Origin of the sequence: Mixta mediterraneensis (genome assembly GCF_014946725.1) — a bacterium.
In the GTDB taxonomy this organism is placed as follows: domain Bacteria; phylum Pseudomonadota; class Gammaproteobacteria; order Enterobacterales; family Enterobacteriaceae; genus Pantoea; species Pantoea mediterraneensis.
In genome coordinates this window covers 38,643-54,612 of sequence record NZ_JACFXY010000008.1, presented here as the reverse complement: position 1 = coordinate 54,612, position 15,970 = coordinate 38,643, and the positions used below count along the sequence as shown (strand labels likewise).

8 protein-coding genes, 6 tRNA genes, 3 rRNA genes and 1 pseudogene are annotated in these 15,970 nt (G+C 50.5%); 1 reads left to right on the top strand and 17 read right to left on the bottom strand.

The genetic code is table 11. The features are described from left to right. Window position 1 precedes the first annotated feature (1 nt). From secE to H2P46_RS14940, 6 genes are all read right to left on the bottom strand, one after another. Complete coding sequence (gene secE, locus H2P46_RS14965) at window positions 2-385, bottom strand: preprotein translocase subunit SecE (protein ID WP_193405762.1); 384 nt, start codon at window positions 383-385, stop codon at window positions 2-4. Between the two features lie 229 nt (window positions 386-614). Then, entirely contained in the window at window positions 615-1,799 is a 1,185-nt protein-coding gene (gene tuf, locus H2P46_RS14960) for an elongation factor Tu (RefSeq protein ID WP_193405761.1), read from the bottom strand. Between the two features lie 108 nt (window positions 1,800-1,907). After that, window positions 1,908-1,983 (bottom strand) — tRNA-Thr (locus H2P46_RS14955). Window positions 1,984-1,988: 5 nt separating this feature from the next. After that, window positions 1,989-2,063, bottom strand: a tRNA-Gly gene (locus H2P46_RS14950). A gap of 194 nt (window positions 2,064-2,257) precedes the next feature. Further along, a tRNA-Tyr gene (locus H2P46_RS14945) sits at window positions 2,258-2,342 on the bottom strand. Window positions 2,343-2,349: 7 nt separating this feature from the next. After that, window positions 2,350-2,425: transfer RNA gene (locus tag H2P46_RS14940), tRNA-Thr, on the bottom strand. Between the two features lie 671 nt (window positions 2,426-3,096). Here H2P46_RS14940 and coaA point away from each other — a divergent pair. After that, window positions 3,097-4,044 (top strand): type I pantothenate kinase, encoded by a 948-nt coding sequence (gene coaA / locus H2P46_RS14935; RefSeq protein WP_193405872.1) that lies wholly within the window; start codon window positions 3,097-3,099, stop codon window positions 4,042-4,044. A gap of 48 nt (window positions 4,045-4,092) precedes the next feature. Here the strand turns inward: coaA and birA are convergent, their stop codons facing one another. The 11 genes and pseudogenes from birA to pepQ form a co-directional block, all read right to left on the bottom strand. Next, the gene (birA, locus tag H2P46_RS14930) at window positions 4,093-5,052 is read right to left on the bottom strand and encodes a bifunctional biotin--[acetyl-CoA-carboxylase] ligase/biotin operon repressor BirA (RefSeq protein WP_193405760.1); all 960 of its coding nucleotides are present in this window, start codon (window positions 5,050-5,052) and stop codon (window positions 4,093-4,095) included. After that, the gene (murB, locus tag H2P46_RS14925) at window positions 5,049-6,086 is read right to left on the bottom strand and encodes a UDP-N-acetylmuramate dehydrogenase (RefSeq protein WP_193405759.1); all 1,038 of its coding nucleotides are present in this window, start codon (window positions 6,084-6,086) and stop codon (window positions 5,049-5,051) included. Before murB ends, birA begins: the two co-directional genes overlap by 4 nt. A gap of 148 nt (window positions 6,087-6,234) precedes the next feature. Continuing rightward, a 5S ribosomal RNA gene (gene rrf / locus H2P46_RS14920) occupies window positions 6,235-6,350 on the bottom strand. Window positions 6,351-6,447: 97 nt separating this feature from the next. Next, a 23S ribosomal RNA gene (locus H2P46_RS14915) occupies window positions 6,448-9,350 on the bottom strand. A gap of 200 nt (window positions 9,351-9,550) precedes the next feature. After that, window positions 9,551-9,626 (bottom strand) — tRNA-Ala (locus tag H2P46_RS14910). Window positions 9,627-9,732: 106 nt separating this feature from the next. Further along, a tRNA-Ile gene (locus H2P46_RS14905) sits at window positions 9,733-9,809 on the bottom strand. 74 nt (window positions 9,810-9,883) lie between these two features. After that, window positions 9,884-11,425 (bottom strand): 16S ribosomal RNA (locus H2P46_RS14900). The 16S, 23S and 5S rRNA genes sit together here with 2 tRNA genes alongside, the layout of an rRNA operon. Window positions 11,426-11,845: 420 nt before the next feature. Next, entirely contained in the window at window positions 11,846-12,382 is a 537-nt protein-coding gene (hemG, locus tag H2P46_RS14895; RefSeq protein ID WP_193405758.1) for a menaquinone-dependent protoporphyrinogen IX dehydrogenase, read from the bottom strand. A gap of 19 nt (window positions 12,383-12,401) precedes the next feature. Beyond that, window positions 12,402-13,853 carry a Trk system potassium transporter TrkH gene (gene trkH / locus H2P46_RS14890; RefSeq protein ID WP_193405757.1) on the bottom strand — a complete coding sequence of 484 codons (1,452 nt, stop codon included), beginning with the start codon at window positions 13,851-13,853 and terminating at the stop codon, window positions 12,402-12,404. A 32-nt stretch (window positions 13,854-13,885) separates the two neighbouring features. Continuing rightward, window positions 13,886-14,503, bottom strand: a pseudogene (locus H2P46_RS14885) (IMPACT family protein). After that, window positions 14,503-15,834: a Xaa-Pro dipeptidase gene (gene pepQ / locus H2P46_RS14880; RefSeq protein WP_193405756.1), complete on the bottom strand. Its 1,332-nt coding sequence runs from the start codon at window positions 15,832-15,834 to the stop codon at window positions 14,503-14,505. Before pepQ ends, H2P46_RS14885 begins: the two are co-directional and overlap by 1 nt. Window positions 15,835-15,970: the final 136 nt, after the last annotated feature.

Below are 15,970 nucleotides of genomic sequence, written 5' to 3'. Positions count from 1 at the left end.
CTCAGAACCTCAGGCCAGTGATAAACGATACCAGACGGACCAGAATACCATCCAGCCCCCACAAAATCAGTGACATCACGGCGGTAACCGCGGCAACGATTAACGTGGTGTGCAGCGTTTCCTGGCGAGTTGGCCAAATGACCTTACGCATTTCGGTTCTTGCTTCACGAGCAAAAGCCACGGTCGCTTTGCCTTTGATTGTCAAAAGAGCAATGCCGCCAGCCACAGCAATTAAAACAACTACAGCCAGTGCGCGCAGAGGCAACGTTACATCGCGATAATAGTAATTACCTACGATTGCTGCGAGCAATAATACTGCTACGACCAGCCACTTTAACGCTTCCAGGCCGCGCCCGCTCCCTTGAGCTTCGGTATTTGCACTCATAAACCAACCTGCCACAATAATTCAGAAACTATTCTGCCCCGCAACGCGAGGCATCCAAACCGAATGAGCTTTTGGGGCGTAACTCGGTATCCAACGCCGCATAACAGAGCCTGTCTCAGCAATGATTATGATTGAAAATCACTGATGAGCCAGGTTCTATGAGGCAGCGTGCAAAAAGGGCATCAAATGATGCCCTTTTCTTGTGCATTGCGTCAAATGTTATCGATAGTTAAGCGATAACTTTAGCAACAACGCCCGCACCAACGGTACGGCCACCTTCGCGGATTGCGAAACGCAGACCTTCGTCCATTGCGATTGGGTGGATCAGGGTAACAACCATTTTGATGTTGTCGCCCGGCATTACCATCTCAACGCCTTCTGGCAGCTCTACTGAGCCGGTCACGTCCGTTGTACGGAAGTAGAACTGTGGACGGTAGCCTTTGAAGAACGGAGTATGACGGCCGCCTTCGTCTTTAGACAGAACGTAAACTTCTGACTCGAACTGGGTGTGAGGCTTGATTGAACCCGGCTTAGCCAGTACCTGGCCACGCTGGATCTCTTCACGCTTGATACCACGCAGCAGAACACCACAGTTCTCGCCCGCCTGACCCTGGTCCAGCAGTTTGCGGAACATTTCAACACCGGTACAGGTTGATTTCGCCGTGGCTTTGATGCCCACGATTTCAACTTCATCACCTACTTTCACGATGCCGCGCTCAACACGACCGGTCACAACGGTACCACGACCAGAGATGGAGAATCCGTCGTCGAGTGGCAGCAGGAACGGCAGGTCGATTGCACGTACCGGATCCGGAATGTAGGTGTCCAGGTGCTCTGCCAGCTCAACGACTTTCGCTTCCCACTCTGCTTCGCCTTCCAGCGCTTTCAGCGCAGAACCACGAACGATTGGGGTGTCGTCGCCAGGGAAGTCGTACGCAGACAGCAGGTCACGCACTTCCATCTCAACCAGCTCCAGCAGCTCTTCGTCATCAACCATGTCACACTTGTTCAGGAACACGATGATGTAAGGAACGCCAACCTGACGACCCAGCAGGATGTGCTCACGGGTCTGTGGCATTGGGCCGTCAGTCGCAGCAACAACCAAGATCGCGCCGTCCATCTGCGCAGCACCGGTGATCATGTTTTTCACGTAGTCGGCGTGGCCTGGGCAGTCAACGTGCGCATAGTGGCGGGGCGGGGTTTCATATTCAACGTGTGAAGTGTTGATGGTGATACCACGTGCTTTTTCTTCCGGCGCGTTATCGATCTGATCGAACGCACGAGCCTGGCCACCGTAAGTTTTAGACAGAACGGTAGTGATTGCTGCAGTCAGGGTAGTTTTACCGTGGTCAACGTGACCGATGGTGCCCACGTTTACGTGCAGTTTGTTACGTTGAAATTGCTCTTTAGCCATCGTTTGTCCCTCTAAGACACGGATATATCAAAGATATTATGACATTAACCAGGCAGTGCCTGACTGCAAGAAATTACAGAGAGAAAATCAGGAGGGAGATAAAGGAAGTGGTGCTGATACCCAGAGTCGAACTGGGGACCTCACCCTTACCAAGGGTGCGCTCTACCAACTGAGCCATATCAGCACATCTGGAGCGGGCAGCGGGAATCGAACCCGCATCATCAGCTTGGAAGGCTGAGGTAATAGCCATTATACGATGCCCGCATCCTGGAACTCGGCTACCTGTTCTTTCTGTAGCTTGTGAATAATAAGAGAAGTTCCCCTACTATTCGAATCCGCCAGCGTTGACTGACTGATCGTGACTGTTGCTATTGCACAGTCTGAATTCAGGGTGAGAAGAAGTGACTCACCTGACAGACAAACGGATTGTTTATCTGTTCTCAACCGTTGGGTTGAGATGGTGGTGGGAGAAGGATTCGAACCTTCGAAGTCTGTGACGGCAGATTTACAGTCTGCTCCCTTTGGCCGCTCGGGAATCCCACCTACTTGATGGTGCCGGCTACCGGAATCGAACTGGTGACCTACTGATTACAAGTCAGTTGCTCTACCAACTGAGCTAAGCCGGCATCAAGTGACGCGCATTCTAGGAAGGTCGGCTTCAGGATGCAACAAAAAAATCGCTGTTTTTGTTCTATCGCTTAGAATTTGTGCAAATCGTAGCAATTTAGCTTATTTCCGCAGAAAAAATGTTCGATAAAGCCAGCTTCAGGTTGAATTTCCACGGAGCGGAAAGCGGGTTTTAAGGAAAACTTTTTTCTGCTGGATGCGCTAAAGAAGGCCGGGAACGTCAGGACAATACAAAGAAAGTGCCGACTTTCTTTTAACGTGCTTCGCAGAAAGCCGATATGTTTACCATACCCGCTTCATATTTATGTGGATCAAGCGCGACAGGCGCTCTGTTTGTGCATACATCTATGCTAATGGCCTGCCAGGCATAAACTTGTAGCTGAACAGCTAATTCAATGCATTGTATAAAGTCTATTCCGGCTAAGGCTCCTCTGTGTGTCCAGGTCAACGGGTTGCATTATTATCCATCTTAATAAGTTACATCAAAATTGTAGGCTCGCTTTCGACAGCATAAATACAAAATTTTTTACTTCTTTCAAAAGCCATACTGGTGATACCCTCCAACCCAATGTACCCGATACTAAATTAATAGATAGCGGCCCATTTCAGCAATGATGTAGCCTGTTTGCTACTCATGCCCGAGGATAGATTAGCTGTCAAATACATGCTTATGGACAAAACAATCTCACTGACAACTCCTTATTTACAGTTCACTCGTAAACAGTGGGCAGCGTTGCGCAACTCCGTTCCAATGACGTTATCAGAAACTGAGATTGCACAATTAAAAGGGATTAACGAAGATCTTTCTTTGGAAGAAGTTGCTGAAATTTATCTTCCGCTTTCCCGCCTGCTTGATTTTTACATTAGCTCAAACTTGCGTCGCCAGGCGGTGCTGGAACAATTTTTGGGAACCAATAGCCAGAAAATCCCCTATATAATAAGCATTGCGGGCAGTGTTGCTGTGGGTAAAAGCACCACAGCTCGAGTGCTGCAAGCGCTTCTTAGCCGCTGGCCAGAACACCGTAAAGTGGAGCTAATTACTACAGATGGCTTTCTTCATCCTAATGCCGTGTTAAAAGAGCGTGGCCTGATGAAGAAAAAAGGCTTCCCGCAGTCATATGATATGCATCGCCTGGTTAATTTTGTCTCTGCTTTGAAATCAGGCGCTGCCCATGTCACTGCGCCTGTATATTCGCACCTTATTTATGATGTCGTCCCCGGTGGCGATAAAATCGTTCAGCAACCTGACGTTTTAATTCTGGAAGGGCTAAACGTCTTACAAAGCGGTATGGACTATCCTCATGATCCGCATCATGTCTTTGTTTCAGATTTTGTAGATTTTTCTATTTATGTCGATGCTGCTGAGGATCTTCTGCAAAATTGGTATATCAACCGTTTCTTGAAATTTCGTCAGGGTGCATTTACCGATCCTGACTCTTATTTTCACCATTATGCGCAGCTGTCTGAAAAAGAAGCAGTTGAGACAGCAAGTAGTTTATGGAAAGAAATTAATTTTTTGAATTTGAAGGAAAATATATTACCGACGCGTGAACGCGCAAGCTTAATAATGACGAAAAGCGGTAATCATGCCGTCGACACGGTGCGTTTACGTAAATAGTTTATTAGCTGAAAAGATTAAAGCCTGCACGCTTGCAGGCTTTTATTTTTAATTTGGCCGAAGGGAAATTTCGCCGCCAATCCAGGATTTAACCTGGCCCTCCTGCTCCAGCAGTAAACCGCCTTGCTCATCAACGCCGCGAGCAATACCATGAATCTCTCTATCACCGATAAGTAATTTAACCGGCCGATTGATAAAGTTATCCAGTGCGGCCCAACGCTTAATAAAGGGTTTTAGACCATCACGTTCAAATACGGGTAGCGCTTCCCGTAAGCTGTTTATAAGCTTAGCAGAAAGTTCGTTACGGTTGATATTGACGTTGGCTTCTTGCAGGTTAATCCAGCCCTGATTGATTTGAGAGCCTTCGGCAGAGCGCATGGCTAAATTGATGCCCGCTCCCATGACGATTTGCGCGGCATCACCCGTTTTTCCTGTCAACTCAACTAATATGCCAGCTAGCTTGCGGTCATTAAGATAAAGATCGTTTGGCCATTTCACTCTGACTTTTTCTGCCCCCAGAGCTTGCAAGGTTTCCGCCATAACAATGCCAATAACTAAACTTAGCCCCATTGCGGCGGCTGGGCCTTGCTCTAGACGCCAGTACATTGACATATAAAGATTTGCACCGAATGGTGAAAACCACTGCCGTCCACGGCGACCGCGTCCAGCTTGTTGATATTCCGCAAGGCAAACATCCCCCGAGCGAAGTTCATCCATACGATCCAATAAATATTGATTAGTAGAATCAATAACAGGAATGACCGTCAAACGGGGTTGATTTAGCCTGGATATAATTTCTTTTTCATCCAGTAATATTATTGAAGCCGGTAGGCTATAACCTTTACCTGTGACGGTATAAACATCCAGTCCCCAACTTTTCAAAGTCTGTATATGTTTATTAATTGCTGCCCGGCTCATGCCAAGCATTTCACCAAGCTGTTCACCGGAATGGAATTCACCGTCAGCTAACGCTTCGATCAATCTTAGTGGGATGTTATGATCTTTCATGAAATTACCTCAACCGCATTGCATTCGCCGCGGGCCTGAATAAACCGCACTTCCGGCTCAAGCCAAACTTCATATTTTTCGCCAACCTGCAAACGAACCGTTTTTGCCAAAGCGACGACATCTTGCGGGGTGGCATTATCAACATTAATTAATACTAATGCTTGTTGTTGATGTACGGCTGCCCCGCCGACTTTAAATCCTTTTAGCTGGCATTGGTCAATTAGCCAACCCGCAGCTACTTTAACCTCACCTGAAGCTTGCGGATAATGCGGCATATCAGGAAAACGTGATAATAGCCCGGTGGCTTTTTCATGGCTGATAACAGGATTTTTGAAAAAACTTCCCACATTACCGATCACAGCAGGATCAGGCAGTTTGCTCTGGCGCATTTTGCAGACTGCATTAAATACCTCCCATGCATTAATTGTCGCTGGGTTTAAGGTCTTTAATTCGCCATAAGTTAATACTGGCTTCCAGTGTTTATCTAGCTTTAGCCCTACCGCAACAATCGCGTAGCCAGACTGGTAGTGATGCTTAAAAATGCTGTCGCGATAAGCAAACTGACACTCGTCACGATGGAGCCTTTCGGTATCGCCGCTGCGCAAGTTAAGCACGTCAACATATTCACAGGCATCCTTAAACTCAACACCATAAGCGCCAATATTTTGAATAGGTGCAGAGCCTACCGTTCCGGGAATTAAAGCCAGGTTCTCCAGCCCTGGAATGCCTTTTTCCAGCGTACTCTTAACTAACTGATGCCAGTTCTCTCCCGCTCCAACATGAATTTTCCAACATTCCGTTCCCTCATAAATTTCGACACCCTTAAGCCGGTTGATTACGACTGTGCCGTTGAAATTTTCCATGAACAGTACGTTACTACCTTCACCGAGGATCAGAAATGAAGCGCGTTCAATTTGGCTTAACTGCCAGGCTTTTAAAATATCTTCAGATGTTTCGGCAACAATACGTTTTTGTGTACTGACATCAAGACCAAGCGTGTTGTCGGCTTTTAAGGAGGGAAGCTGGATAGACATTTAACGGCCTTAACTGATTTAAACTGTCTGTAGTTTACCGCATCAGATAAGGCATGTTGGGATGTTTTATAGCTTATAGTTCAAAACGGTCCGGGAACCGGACGTAAAAAAGCCCTTTGCATATGCAAAGGGCTTTCTCTTATTTGATGCCTGGCAGTTCCCTACTCTCGCATGGGGAGACCCCACACTACCATCGGCGCTACGGCGTTTCACTTCTGAGTTCGGCATGGGATCAGGTGGGACCACCGCGCTACGGCCGCCAGGCAAATTCTGTTTTATTCACGCCGTCACCCTCAGGTAACCACGTGAACCAGTCCGTGAGCCAAGCTGAAAACGGGTCTCAAAACGCCTCTGGCGTTGTAAGGTTAAGCCTCACGGGTCATTAGTACCGGTCAGCTCAACGCATCGCTGCGCTTACACATCCGGCCTATCAACGTCGTCGTCTTCAACGTCCCTTCAGGACCCTTAAAGGGTCAGGGAAAACTCATCTCGGGGCAAGTTTCGTGCTTAGATGCTTTCAGCACTTATCTTTCCCGCACTTAGCTACCGGGCAGTGCCACTGGCGTGACAACCCGGACACCAGCGGTGCGTTCACTCCGGTCCTCTCGTACTAGGAGCAACCCCCCTCAGTTTTCCAGCGCCCACGGCAGATAGGGACCGAACTGTCTCACGACGTTCTAAACCCAGCTCGCGTACCACTTTAAACGGCGAACAGCCGTACCCTTGGGACCTACTTCAGCCCCAGGATGTGATGAGCCGACATCGAGGTGCCAAACACCGCCGTCGATATGAACTCTTGGGCGGTATCAGCCTGTTATCCCCGGAGTACCTTTTATCCGTTGAGCGATGGCCCTTCCATTCAGAACCACCGGATCACTATGACCTGCTTTCGCACCTGCTCGCGCCGTCACGCTCGCAGTCAAGCCAGCTTATGCCATTGCACTAACCTCACGATGTCCGACCGTGATTAGCTGACCTTCGTGCTCCTCCGTTACGCTTTAGGAGGAGACCGCCCCAGTCAAACTACCCACCAGACACTGTCCGCAGCCCGGATCACGGGCCTACGTTAGAACATCAAACATTAAAGGGTGGTATTTCAAGGATGGCTCCACGCAGACTGGCGTCCACGCTTCAAAGCCTCCCACCTATCCTACACATCAAGGCTCAAGGTTCAGTGTCAAGCTGTAGTAAAGGTTCACGGGGTCTTTCCGTCTTGCCGCGGGTACACTGCATCTTCACAGCGAGTTCAATTTCACTGAGTCCCGGGTGGAGACAGCCTGGCCATCATTACGCCATTCGTGCAGGTCGGAACTTACCCGACAAGGAATTTCGCTACCTTAGGACCGTTATAGTTACGGCCGCCGTTTACCGGGGCTTCAATCAGGAGCTTCTCTTGCGATAACCCCATCAGTTAACCTTCCGGCACCGGGCAGGCGTCACACCGTATACGTCCACTTTCGTGTTTGCACAGTGCTGTGTTTTTAATAAACAGTTGCAGCCAGCTGGTATCTTCGACTGGCTTCAGCTCCGGGAGCATGTCCCTTCACCTACGCGCCAGCGTGCCTTCTCCCGAAGTTACGGCACCATTTTGCCTAGTTCCTTCACCCGGGTTCTCTCAAGCGCCTGGGTATTCTCTACCTGACCACCTGTGTCGGTTTGGGGTACGATTTCGTGTTACCTGGAGCTTAGAGGCTTTTCCTGGAAGCAGGGCATCTGTCACTTCAGCACCGTAGTGCCTCGTCATCACGCCTCAGCGTAGAGTGTGCCGGATTTGCCTGGCACACACGCCTACACGCTTAAACCGGGACAACCGTCGCCCGGCTGACACAGCCTTCTCCGTCCCCCCTTCGCAGTAACACCAAGTACAGGAATATTAACCTGTTTCCCATCGACTACGCCTTTCGGCCTCGCCTTAGGGGTCGACTCACCCTGCTCCGATTAACGTTGAACAGGAACCCTTGGTCTTCCGGCGAGCGGGCTTTTCACCCGCTTTATCGTTACTTATGTCAGCATTCGCACTTCTGATACCTCCAGCAGACCTCACAGTCCGCCTTCGACGGCTTACAGAACGCTCCCCTACCCAGCGGCGCTTACGCGCCGCTGCCGCAGCTTCGGTGCATGGTTTAGCCCCGTTACATCTTCCGCGCAGGCCGACTCGACCAGTGAGCTATTACGCTTTCTTTAAATGATGGCTGCTTCTAAGCCAACATCCTGGCTGTCTGGGCCTTCCCACATCGTTTCCCACTTAACCATGACTTTGGGACCTTAGCTGGCGGTCTGGGTTGTTTCCCTCTTCACGACGGACGTTAGCACCCGCCGTGTGTCTCCCGTGATAACATTCTCCGGTATTCGTAGTTTGCATCGGGTTGGTAAGCCGGGATGGCCCCCTAGCCGAAACAGTGCTCTACCCCCGGAGATGAATTCACGAGGCGCTACCTAAATAGCTTTCGGGGAGAACCAGCTATCTCCCGGTTTGATTGGCCTTTCACCCCCAGCCACAGGTCATCCGCTAATTTTTCAACATTAGTCGGTTCGGTCCTCCAGTTAGTGTTACCCAACCTTCAACCTGCCCATGGCTAGATCACCGGGTTTCGGGTCTATACCCTGCAACTTGTCGCCCGGTTAAGACTCGGTTTCCCTGCGGCTCCCCTATACGGTTAACCTTGCTACAGAATATAAGTCGCTGACCCATTATACAAAAGGTACGCAGTCACACCACGAAGGTGCTCCCACTGCTTGTACGTACACGGTTTCAGGTTCTGTTTCACTCCCCTCGCCGGGGTTCTTTTCGCCTTTCCCTCACGGTACTGGTTCACTATCGGTCAGTCAGGAGTATTTAGCCTTGGAGGATGGTCCCCCCGTCTTCAGACAGGATATCACGTGTCCCGCCTTACTCATCGAGCTCACAGCCTGTGTGTCTTCGTGTACGGGACTGTCACCCTGTACCGTGCGCCTTTCCAGACGCTTCCACTGACACACACGCTGATTCAGACTCTGGGCTCCTCCCCGTTCGCTCGCCGCTACTGGGGGAATCTCGGTTGATTTCTTTTCCTCGGGGTACTTAGATGTTTCAGTTCCCCCGGTTCGCCTCGTAACACTATGTATTCATGTTACGATGATGCACAGAGTGCACCGGGTTTCCCCATTCGGACATCGCCGGCTGTAGCGGTTCATATCACCTTACCGGCGCTTTACGCAGATTAGCACGTCCTTCATCGCCTCTGACTGCCAGGGCATCCACCGTGTACGCTTGGTCGCTTAACCTTACAACCCACAGGCGTTTTACGCATGCAGACTGCAAAGCTGAGACCCGGACACACCGTTAATTTCACTCTTATTACGGAGAATGAACACGGCGTGTCGTTTCAATTTTCAGCTTGTTCCGGATTGTTAAAGAGCAGTAAAACGTCGCAATGCACTCGAAAATGCATTCTGACGTTTTTTCGGGCATCAACGTGCGTTGATGGTGGAGCTAAGCGGGATCGAACCGCTGACCTCCTGCGTGCAAGGCAGGCGCTCTCCCAGCTGAGCTATAGCCCCGAACAGGTAAAACCCGTGACCACAATTCTTTCTCAGGTAAGGCGTGGTTTCACGAAACATACTGACGTATGCGGGCCGGAACCATAACGCAGAATGAGGAAAAATCTGGTAGGCCTGAGTGGACTTGAACCACCGACCTCACCCTTATCAGGGGTGCGCTCTAACCACCTGAGCTACAAGCCTGCCGGGGTTTTACTGCTTCTTTACGTTTTCATCAGACAATCTGTGTGAGCACTTCGCAGGAAGGTATCTTCAGGTAAGGAGGTGATCCAACCGCAGGTTCCCCTACGGTTACCTTGTTACGACTTCACCCCAGTCATGAATCACAAAGTGGTAAGCGCCCTCCCGGAGGTTAAGCTACCTACTTCTTTTGCAACCCACTCCCATGGTGTGACGGGCGGTGTGTACAAGGCCCGGGAACGTATTCACCGTGGCATTCTGATCCACGATTACTAGCGATTCCGACTTCACGGAGTCGGGTTGCAGACTCCGATCCGGACTACGACGCACTTTATGAGGTCCGCTTGCTCTCGCGAGGTCGCTTCTCTTTGTATGCGCCATTGTAGCACGTGCGTAGCCCTGGTCGTAAGGGCCATGATGACTTGACGTCATCCCCACCTTCCTCCGGTTTATCACCGGCAGTCTCCTTTGAGTTCCCGGCCGAACCGCTGGCAACAAAGGATAAGGGTTGCGCTCGTTGCGGGACTTAACCCAACATTTCACAACACGAGCTGACGACAGCCATGCAGCACCTGTCTCACGGCTCCCGAAGGCACTCAGGCATCTCTGCCAGATTCCGTGGATGTCAAGACCAGGTAAGGTTCTTCGCGTTGCATCGAATTAAACCACATGCTCCACCGCTTGTGCGGGCCCCCGTCAATTCATTTGAGTTTTAACCTTGCGGCCGTACTCCCCAGGCGGTCGACTTAACGCGTTAGCTCCGGAAGCCACGCCTCAAGGGCACAGCCTCCAAGTCGACATCGTTTACGGCGTGGACTACCAGGGTATCTAATCCTGTTTGCTCCCCACGCTTTCGCACCTGAGCGTCAGTCTTCGTCCAGGGGGCCGCCTTCGCCACCGGTATTCCTCCAGATCTCTACGCATTTCACCGCTACACCTGGAATTCTACCCCCCTCTACGAGACTCAAGCCTGCCAGTTTCAAATGCAGTTCCCGGGTTGAGCCCGGGGATTTCACATCTGACTTAACAGACCGCCTGCGTGCGCTTTACGCCCAGTAATTCCGATTAACGCTTGCACCCTCCGTATTACCGCGGCTGCTGGCACGGAGTTAGCCGGTGCTTCTTCTGCGGGTAACGTCAATGACGAGGCGTATTAAACCTCATCCCTTCCTCCCCGCTGAAAGTACTTTACAACCCGAAGGCCTTCTTCATACACGCGGCATGGCTGCATCAGGCTTGCGCCCATTGTGCAATATTCCCCACTGCTGCCTCCCGTAGGAGTCTGGACCGTGTCTCAGTTCCAGTGTGGCTGGTCATCCTCTCAGACCAGCTAGGGATCGTCGCCTAGGTGAGCCTTTACCTCACCTACCAGCTAATCCCGTCTGGGCACATCCGATGGTGTGAGGCCCGGAGGTCCCCCACTTTGGTCCGAAGACATTATGCGGTATTAGCCACCGTTTCCAGTGGTTTTCCCCCTCCATCGGGCAGTTTCCCAGACATTACTCACCCGTCCGCCACTCGTCGGCAAAGAAGCAAGCTTCTTCCCGTTACCGTCCGACTTGCATGTGTTAGGCCTGCCGCCAGCGTTCAATCTGAGCCATGATCAAACTCTTCAATTAAAAGTCTGATTTGCTGACACCGTTCACTAAAGAACGGCGCAGCGATGCTCTGTGAATTTAACGTCGTAATGAATTACGTGTTCACTCAGCAGAGACTTGATATTTTTTACGTCCGGAGACGCTGATATCAATCCTGCGAGTGCCCACACAGATTGTCTGATAAATTGTTAAAGAGCAGTGCGTACAGCGGCTTAACCGGCTGTCGCGAGGTGGCGTATATTACGCTTTCCTCCTGCAGAGTCAACTTCTTTCTGCGAAGTTTTTCTCCGGCGGCTCAGTCTCCCGAACCTGCCAGCACGTCATACCGTAAGCCGGTGTGCCGTGTCAGTGGAGGCGCATTATAGGGAGTTCTTACGGGCTGACAAGGCTTTATTGCAAAAAAATTATCGTTCGATTTAATTTTCAACAAATCGCGTTTTTTCAAGCCGATTTGCCTGGTAAATGTGCGAAATCTTGCGCAAAGCGCGCTACTTGTTTCCAGTCGGTATACTCCACTTCTTTACCTGGATCAGTTTCACCGCCAGTCATACGCATAATAAGCTGGATCATGATGCGATCGAACCAGCGATAACGCGGATAACGCAATGCGCCAGCAAACACTGCACAACAATCCGGTTGCCACGGCGACTGCTGAAGAAACTTAGCGGTATAAGCATTTGTCTCAGGCGTACGCTTCTCAGGTTTACGTGCTGTCAGATTAACCGAGAAAAAGCCGCTAACACGCTGTTGCAGCTCACGCAGATGATATTTTACAAATTCCATGACCGCAGGATGGAAATGACCATAGCGAATTGAGGCACCAATCAGCACGCGGTCATACGCAGACCAGTTAATGTTTTTGGCGTCTAAAATATTCAGCACATCACATCTCTGCTTCCCTTCTATTTCCGCTGCAATAGAAAAGGCAATCTGTTGTGTTTGTCCATCGCGGCTGGAAAAAAGAATCAGCGCCTTCATGATTAGCATCCTTATTTCATTACTCACGCCAGAAAGTCGGCGTAAACAGTACTAGCAGGGTAAACACCTCAAGGCGACCAAACAGCATAGTGGAGATCAGAATCCATTTAGCCACGTCATTCATTGAAATAAAATTATCAGCCACCACGCCCAACCCTGGGCCAAGATTATTTAGCGTTGCTGCAACGGAGGCAAATGCTGAGAAGTCGTCCACACCTGTAGCGATAATGGCCAGCATGCTAACAAGAAACACCAGGGCATAAGCAGAAAAGAACCCCCAAACCGCTTCAAGGATACGTTCCGGCAATGCGCGATTGCCCAGCTTGATGGTATAAACCGCATTCGGATGAACTAAGCGCTTCAGTTCACGATTGCCTTGTTTACAGAGCAGCAGAATACGAATGACCTTCAGTCCGCCCCCGGTTGAACCCGCACACCCGCCAATAAAAGCAGAACAAAGCAGTAATACCGGCAGGAAGAGAGGCCAGTGCGCAATGCTGTCGGTGGTGAAGCCGGCGGTGGTCGCCATGGAAACAACCTGGAAGAACGCCTGATTCAGGGTTTGCCAGCCACTGCTATAGACATTATGGAACCATAACACCAGCGTACAGATCAGTATCAACGTCATCGGCACGCCAATAAACATGCGGAATTCTGGATCACGCCAGAAAACGCAAAGATTGCGTCCACTGAGCAATGAGAAGTGAAAGCCATAATTACAGCCGGAAATCAGCAGAAACACCGCCACAATGGTATTAATGGCGCCACTGTTAAAGTAACCCAGGCTGGCGTCATGAGTAGAAAAACCCCCAATAGCAATGGTCGAGAAACTATGACCGATAGCATCGAACATCGGCATACCAGCCAGCCACAGCGCCAGCGCACAGGCCACCGTCAGTAACACATAGATGAGCCATAAAGTTTTAGCGGTCTCGGCGATACGTGGACGCATTTTATTGTCTTTCAACGGACCAGGCATTTCAGCACGATAGAGCTGCATTCCGCCTACGCCCAGAATCGGCAGAATCGCCACCGCCAGGACGATGATCCCCATTCCGCCGAGCCATTGCAGCATCTGGCGATAAAACAAGATCGCTTTAGGCAACGAATCCAGTCCCACCAGCGTGGTTGCACCGGTTGTTGTTAAGCCAGAAAACGATTCGAAAAAGGCATCGGTAACCGAAAGGTGTGGTTGCTCGGCGAAGATAAAGGGCATTGCCCCTACGCTGCCCAGCACCGTCCAGAATAGCACGACAATCAGAAAGCCTTCGCGCGGTTTCAATTCGGACTTCTGCTTGCGGTTCGGCCACCACAATAACGAACCAATCACCAGCGCCATCATAAACGTCTGGCTAAAGGCGCGACCGGCACCATCGCGATAGATCAGCGCAACCAGGCCTGGCAAGATCATCGTGACCGAAAAGAGAATCACCAGCAGACCGACAATGCGGGTAATGGCGCGAAAATGCATTCAGCCGTTCCTTTAAAAAGATGATGAGAACACTAAGGTATAAGTGGGATAAGCGCTAATGCGCCCCGACTAAAGTCAGACAAATTTTGTCTGAATCCGTCGATTTTTCCATAAGGTAAAGCAAGCGTCAGAGAGATGCGTTCAAGATACTGGCTTTCCTCGACTCTGCCCTAAAAGCGTTGCAATAACCGTTCGATTTCGCTGAGCTGTGCATAATCGCATTGTAATGAAAACAGTTTCATCGGCACTTTTCGCGTGCGCGTTAGCTGTTTTAATCCCTGCTGAACGCCACCACCGTAGGCTTTGACCAACCCGCCGGTTCCTAGCATGATGCCGCCGTAATAGCGCACCACCACTGCGGTTATCTCACCAATATTCGCACCCGACAATTGCGCCAGCATCGGTTTGCCCGCAGTACCGGAAGGTTCGCCATCATCGGAAAAACCCAACTGCTGTGAATCATTTGGCGCACCGGCAATCCAGGCGTAGCAGTGATGTCGCGCGCCGGGATGTTCATTCTTTATCTGCTGAACAAATGCGCGCGCCGCTTCAACCCCGTCGGTATGCGCCAACACGGTAATGAAGCGGCTTTTCATAATCGTCTCCTCGCTGACGCTCAGCGCGTCAGCGGGAATGTCGAAGGCATCCATCAGGCAAGATGCAAATCGCGTGTCATGTTTTCAATGCGATTGGCGTGTATTACTACATTGTCCTCAATACGAATACCACCAAACGGCTTTAACGCATCAACGGCTTGCCAGTTAATGTGCTGACTCAATTTCCCGGTACGCAACGGCGCAAGCAGGGATTCGATAATATAGAACCCAGGTTCAATGGTCATTACCATGCCCGGCTCCAGCACGCGGGTACAACGCAGATAAGGATATTGTGACGGGGCAGCAAGATGCGTACCGTTATCATCCTGCATAAATCCGGCTACATCATGTACCTGCAATCCCAGCGGATGGCCTAAACCGTGCGGCATAAAAGGACCGGTAATATCTTCAGCCACCAGCGCTTCTTCACTCAGCCCTTGAACCAGGTCGAATTTCAGCAACAGCCTGGCAATGCGCTGGTGCATTTGCAGATGATAATCGGTGTAACGTATGCCCGCTTTCAACGTTGCAATCAGTGCCAGCTCTTCCGTATTCATCGCGTCAACCAAACTGGCATACAGCGATCCGTTCTGCGCGGCATAGCTACGGGTTAAATCGGCAGCATAACCAAGATATTCAGCACCAGCATCAATCAGGAAGCTATGGCGTTTCGCTGGCGACTGATGATCTAACCTGGTGTAATGCAGCACCGCAGCATGTTCGTTCAAGGCGATGATGTTGCCGTAAGGGACATCCGTGTCGCGATGACCTGTCGCCGTCAAATAGGCCTGATTAATATCGAACTCGCTCAGACCGGCAAAAAATGCCTCTTTTGCCGCATGATGACCGGCGACGGCCAGTTTCTGCGCCTGTCGCATGCAGGCCAGTTCATATTCAGTTTTAATACTGCGATGATAATGTAAGAAATCGATCACCGCTTTCGGGTTCATGTTGCCCGAAGAGATACCTAGCTGAGCGGCTCGTTCAATCACCGAACCGATATAGGCCACATTATCGCGTCGGGCAGGCAACTGTTGTGCAATCTCATCAGCTTGCTTCAAACCAACCACGTCAACTGCTTCAGTCCAAAAACCATTCGGCAGCGGTTCAACGTTGTGCCAGTAATCGACCGGCGAATAGAACCATAATTTAGGTTTATTCACACCATCGATCCAGAGCCAGCAATTGGGAACCTGCGTCACAGGAACCCAGGCTTTGAACTGCGGATTCACCTTGAAGGGATAGTGATGATCATCCAGAAATACCGTCAGCAATTCGCCGGAATGGATCAGCATGGCATCAAGCTTGTTGCGCGCCAGTACCTGCTGCGCTCGTTGTTGTAACGTAGCGATATGTGCGTGATACAGGTTCTTCAGTGAATCCATTGCTGTTTCTCCAGAGTCGCGAAATCGCCGCAGTTTAGCACAGCCGTAAAACGGATGCCGCGTTCCGGACGGCTGTGATCTTGTTAGCAAATCCACAAAGAACTGTTTGCAAAAAAATAACATCACTCCCACACTC

Excerpts from the sequence above, each read along its gene's own strand:
- secE (WP_193405762.1), bottom strand. The coding sequence starts at position 385 with ATGAGTGCAAATACCGAAGCTCAAGGGAGCGGGCGCGGCCTGGAAGCG.
- tuf (WP_193405761.1), bottom strand. The coding sequence starts at position 1,799 with ATGGCTAAAGAGCAATTTCAACGTAACAAACTGCACGTAAACGTGGGC.
- coaA (WP_193405872.1), top strand. The coding sequence starts at position 3,097 with ATGGACAAAACAATCTCACTGACAACTCCTTATTTACAGTTCACTCGT.
- birA (WP_193405760.1), bottom strand. The coding sequence starts at position 5,052 with ATGAAAGATCATAACATCCCACTAAGATTGATCGAAGCGTTAGCTGAC.
- murB (WP_193405759.1), bottom strand. The coding sequence starts at position 6,086 with ATGTCTATCCAGCTTCCCTCCTTAAAAGCCGACAACACGCTTGGTCTT.
- hemG (WP_193405758.1), bottom strand. The coding sequence starts at position 12,382 with ATGAAGGCGCTGATTCTTTTTTCCAGCCGCGATGGACAAACACAACAG.
- trkH (WP_193405757.1), bottom strand. The coding sequence starts at position 13,853 with ATGCATTTTCGCGCCATTACCCGCATTGTCGGTCTGCTGGTGATTCTC.
- pepQ (WP_193405756.1), bottom strand. The coding sequence starts at position 15,834 with ATGGATTCACTGAAGAACCTGTATCACGCACATATCGCTACGTTACAA.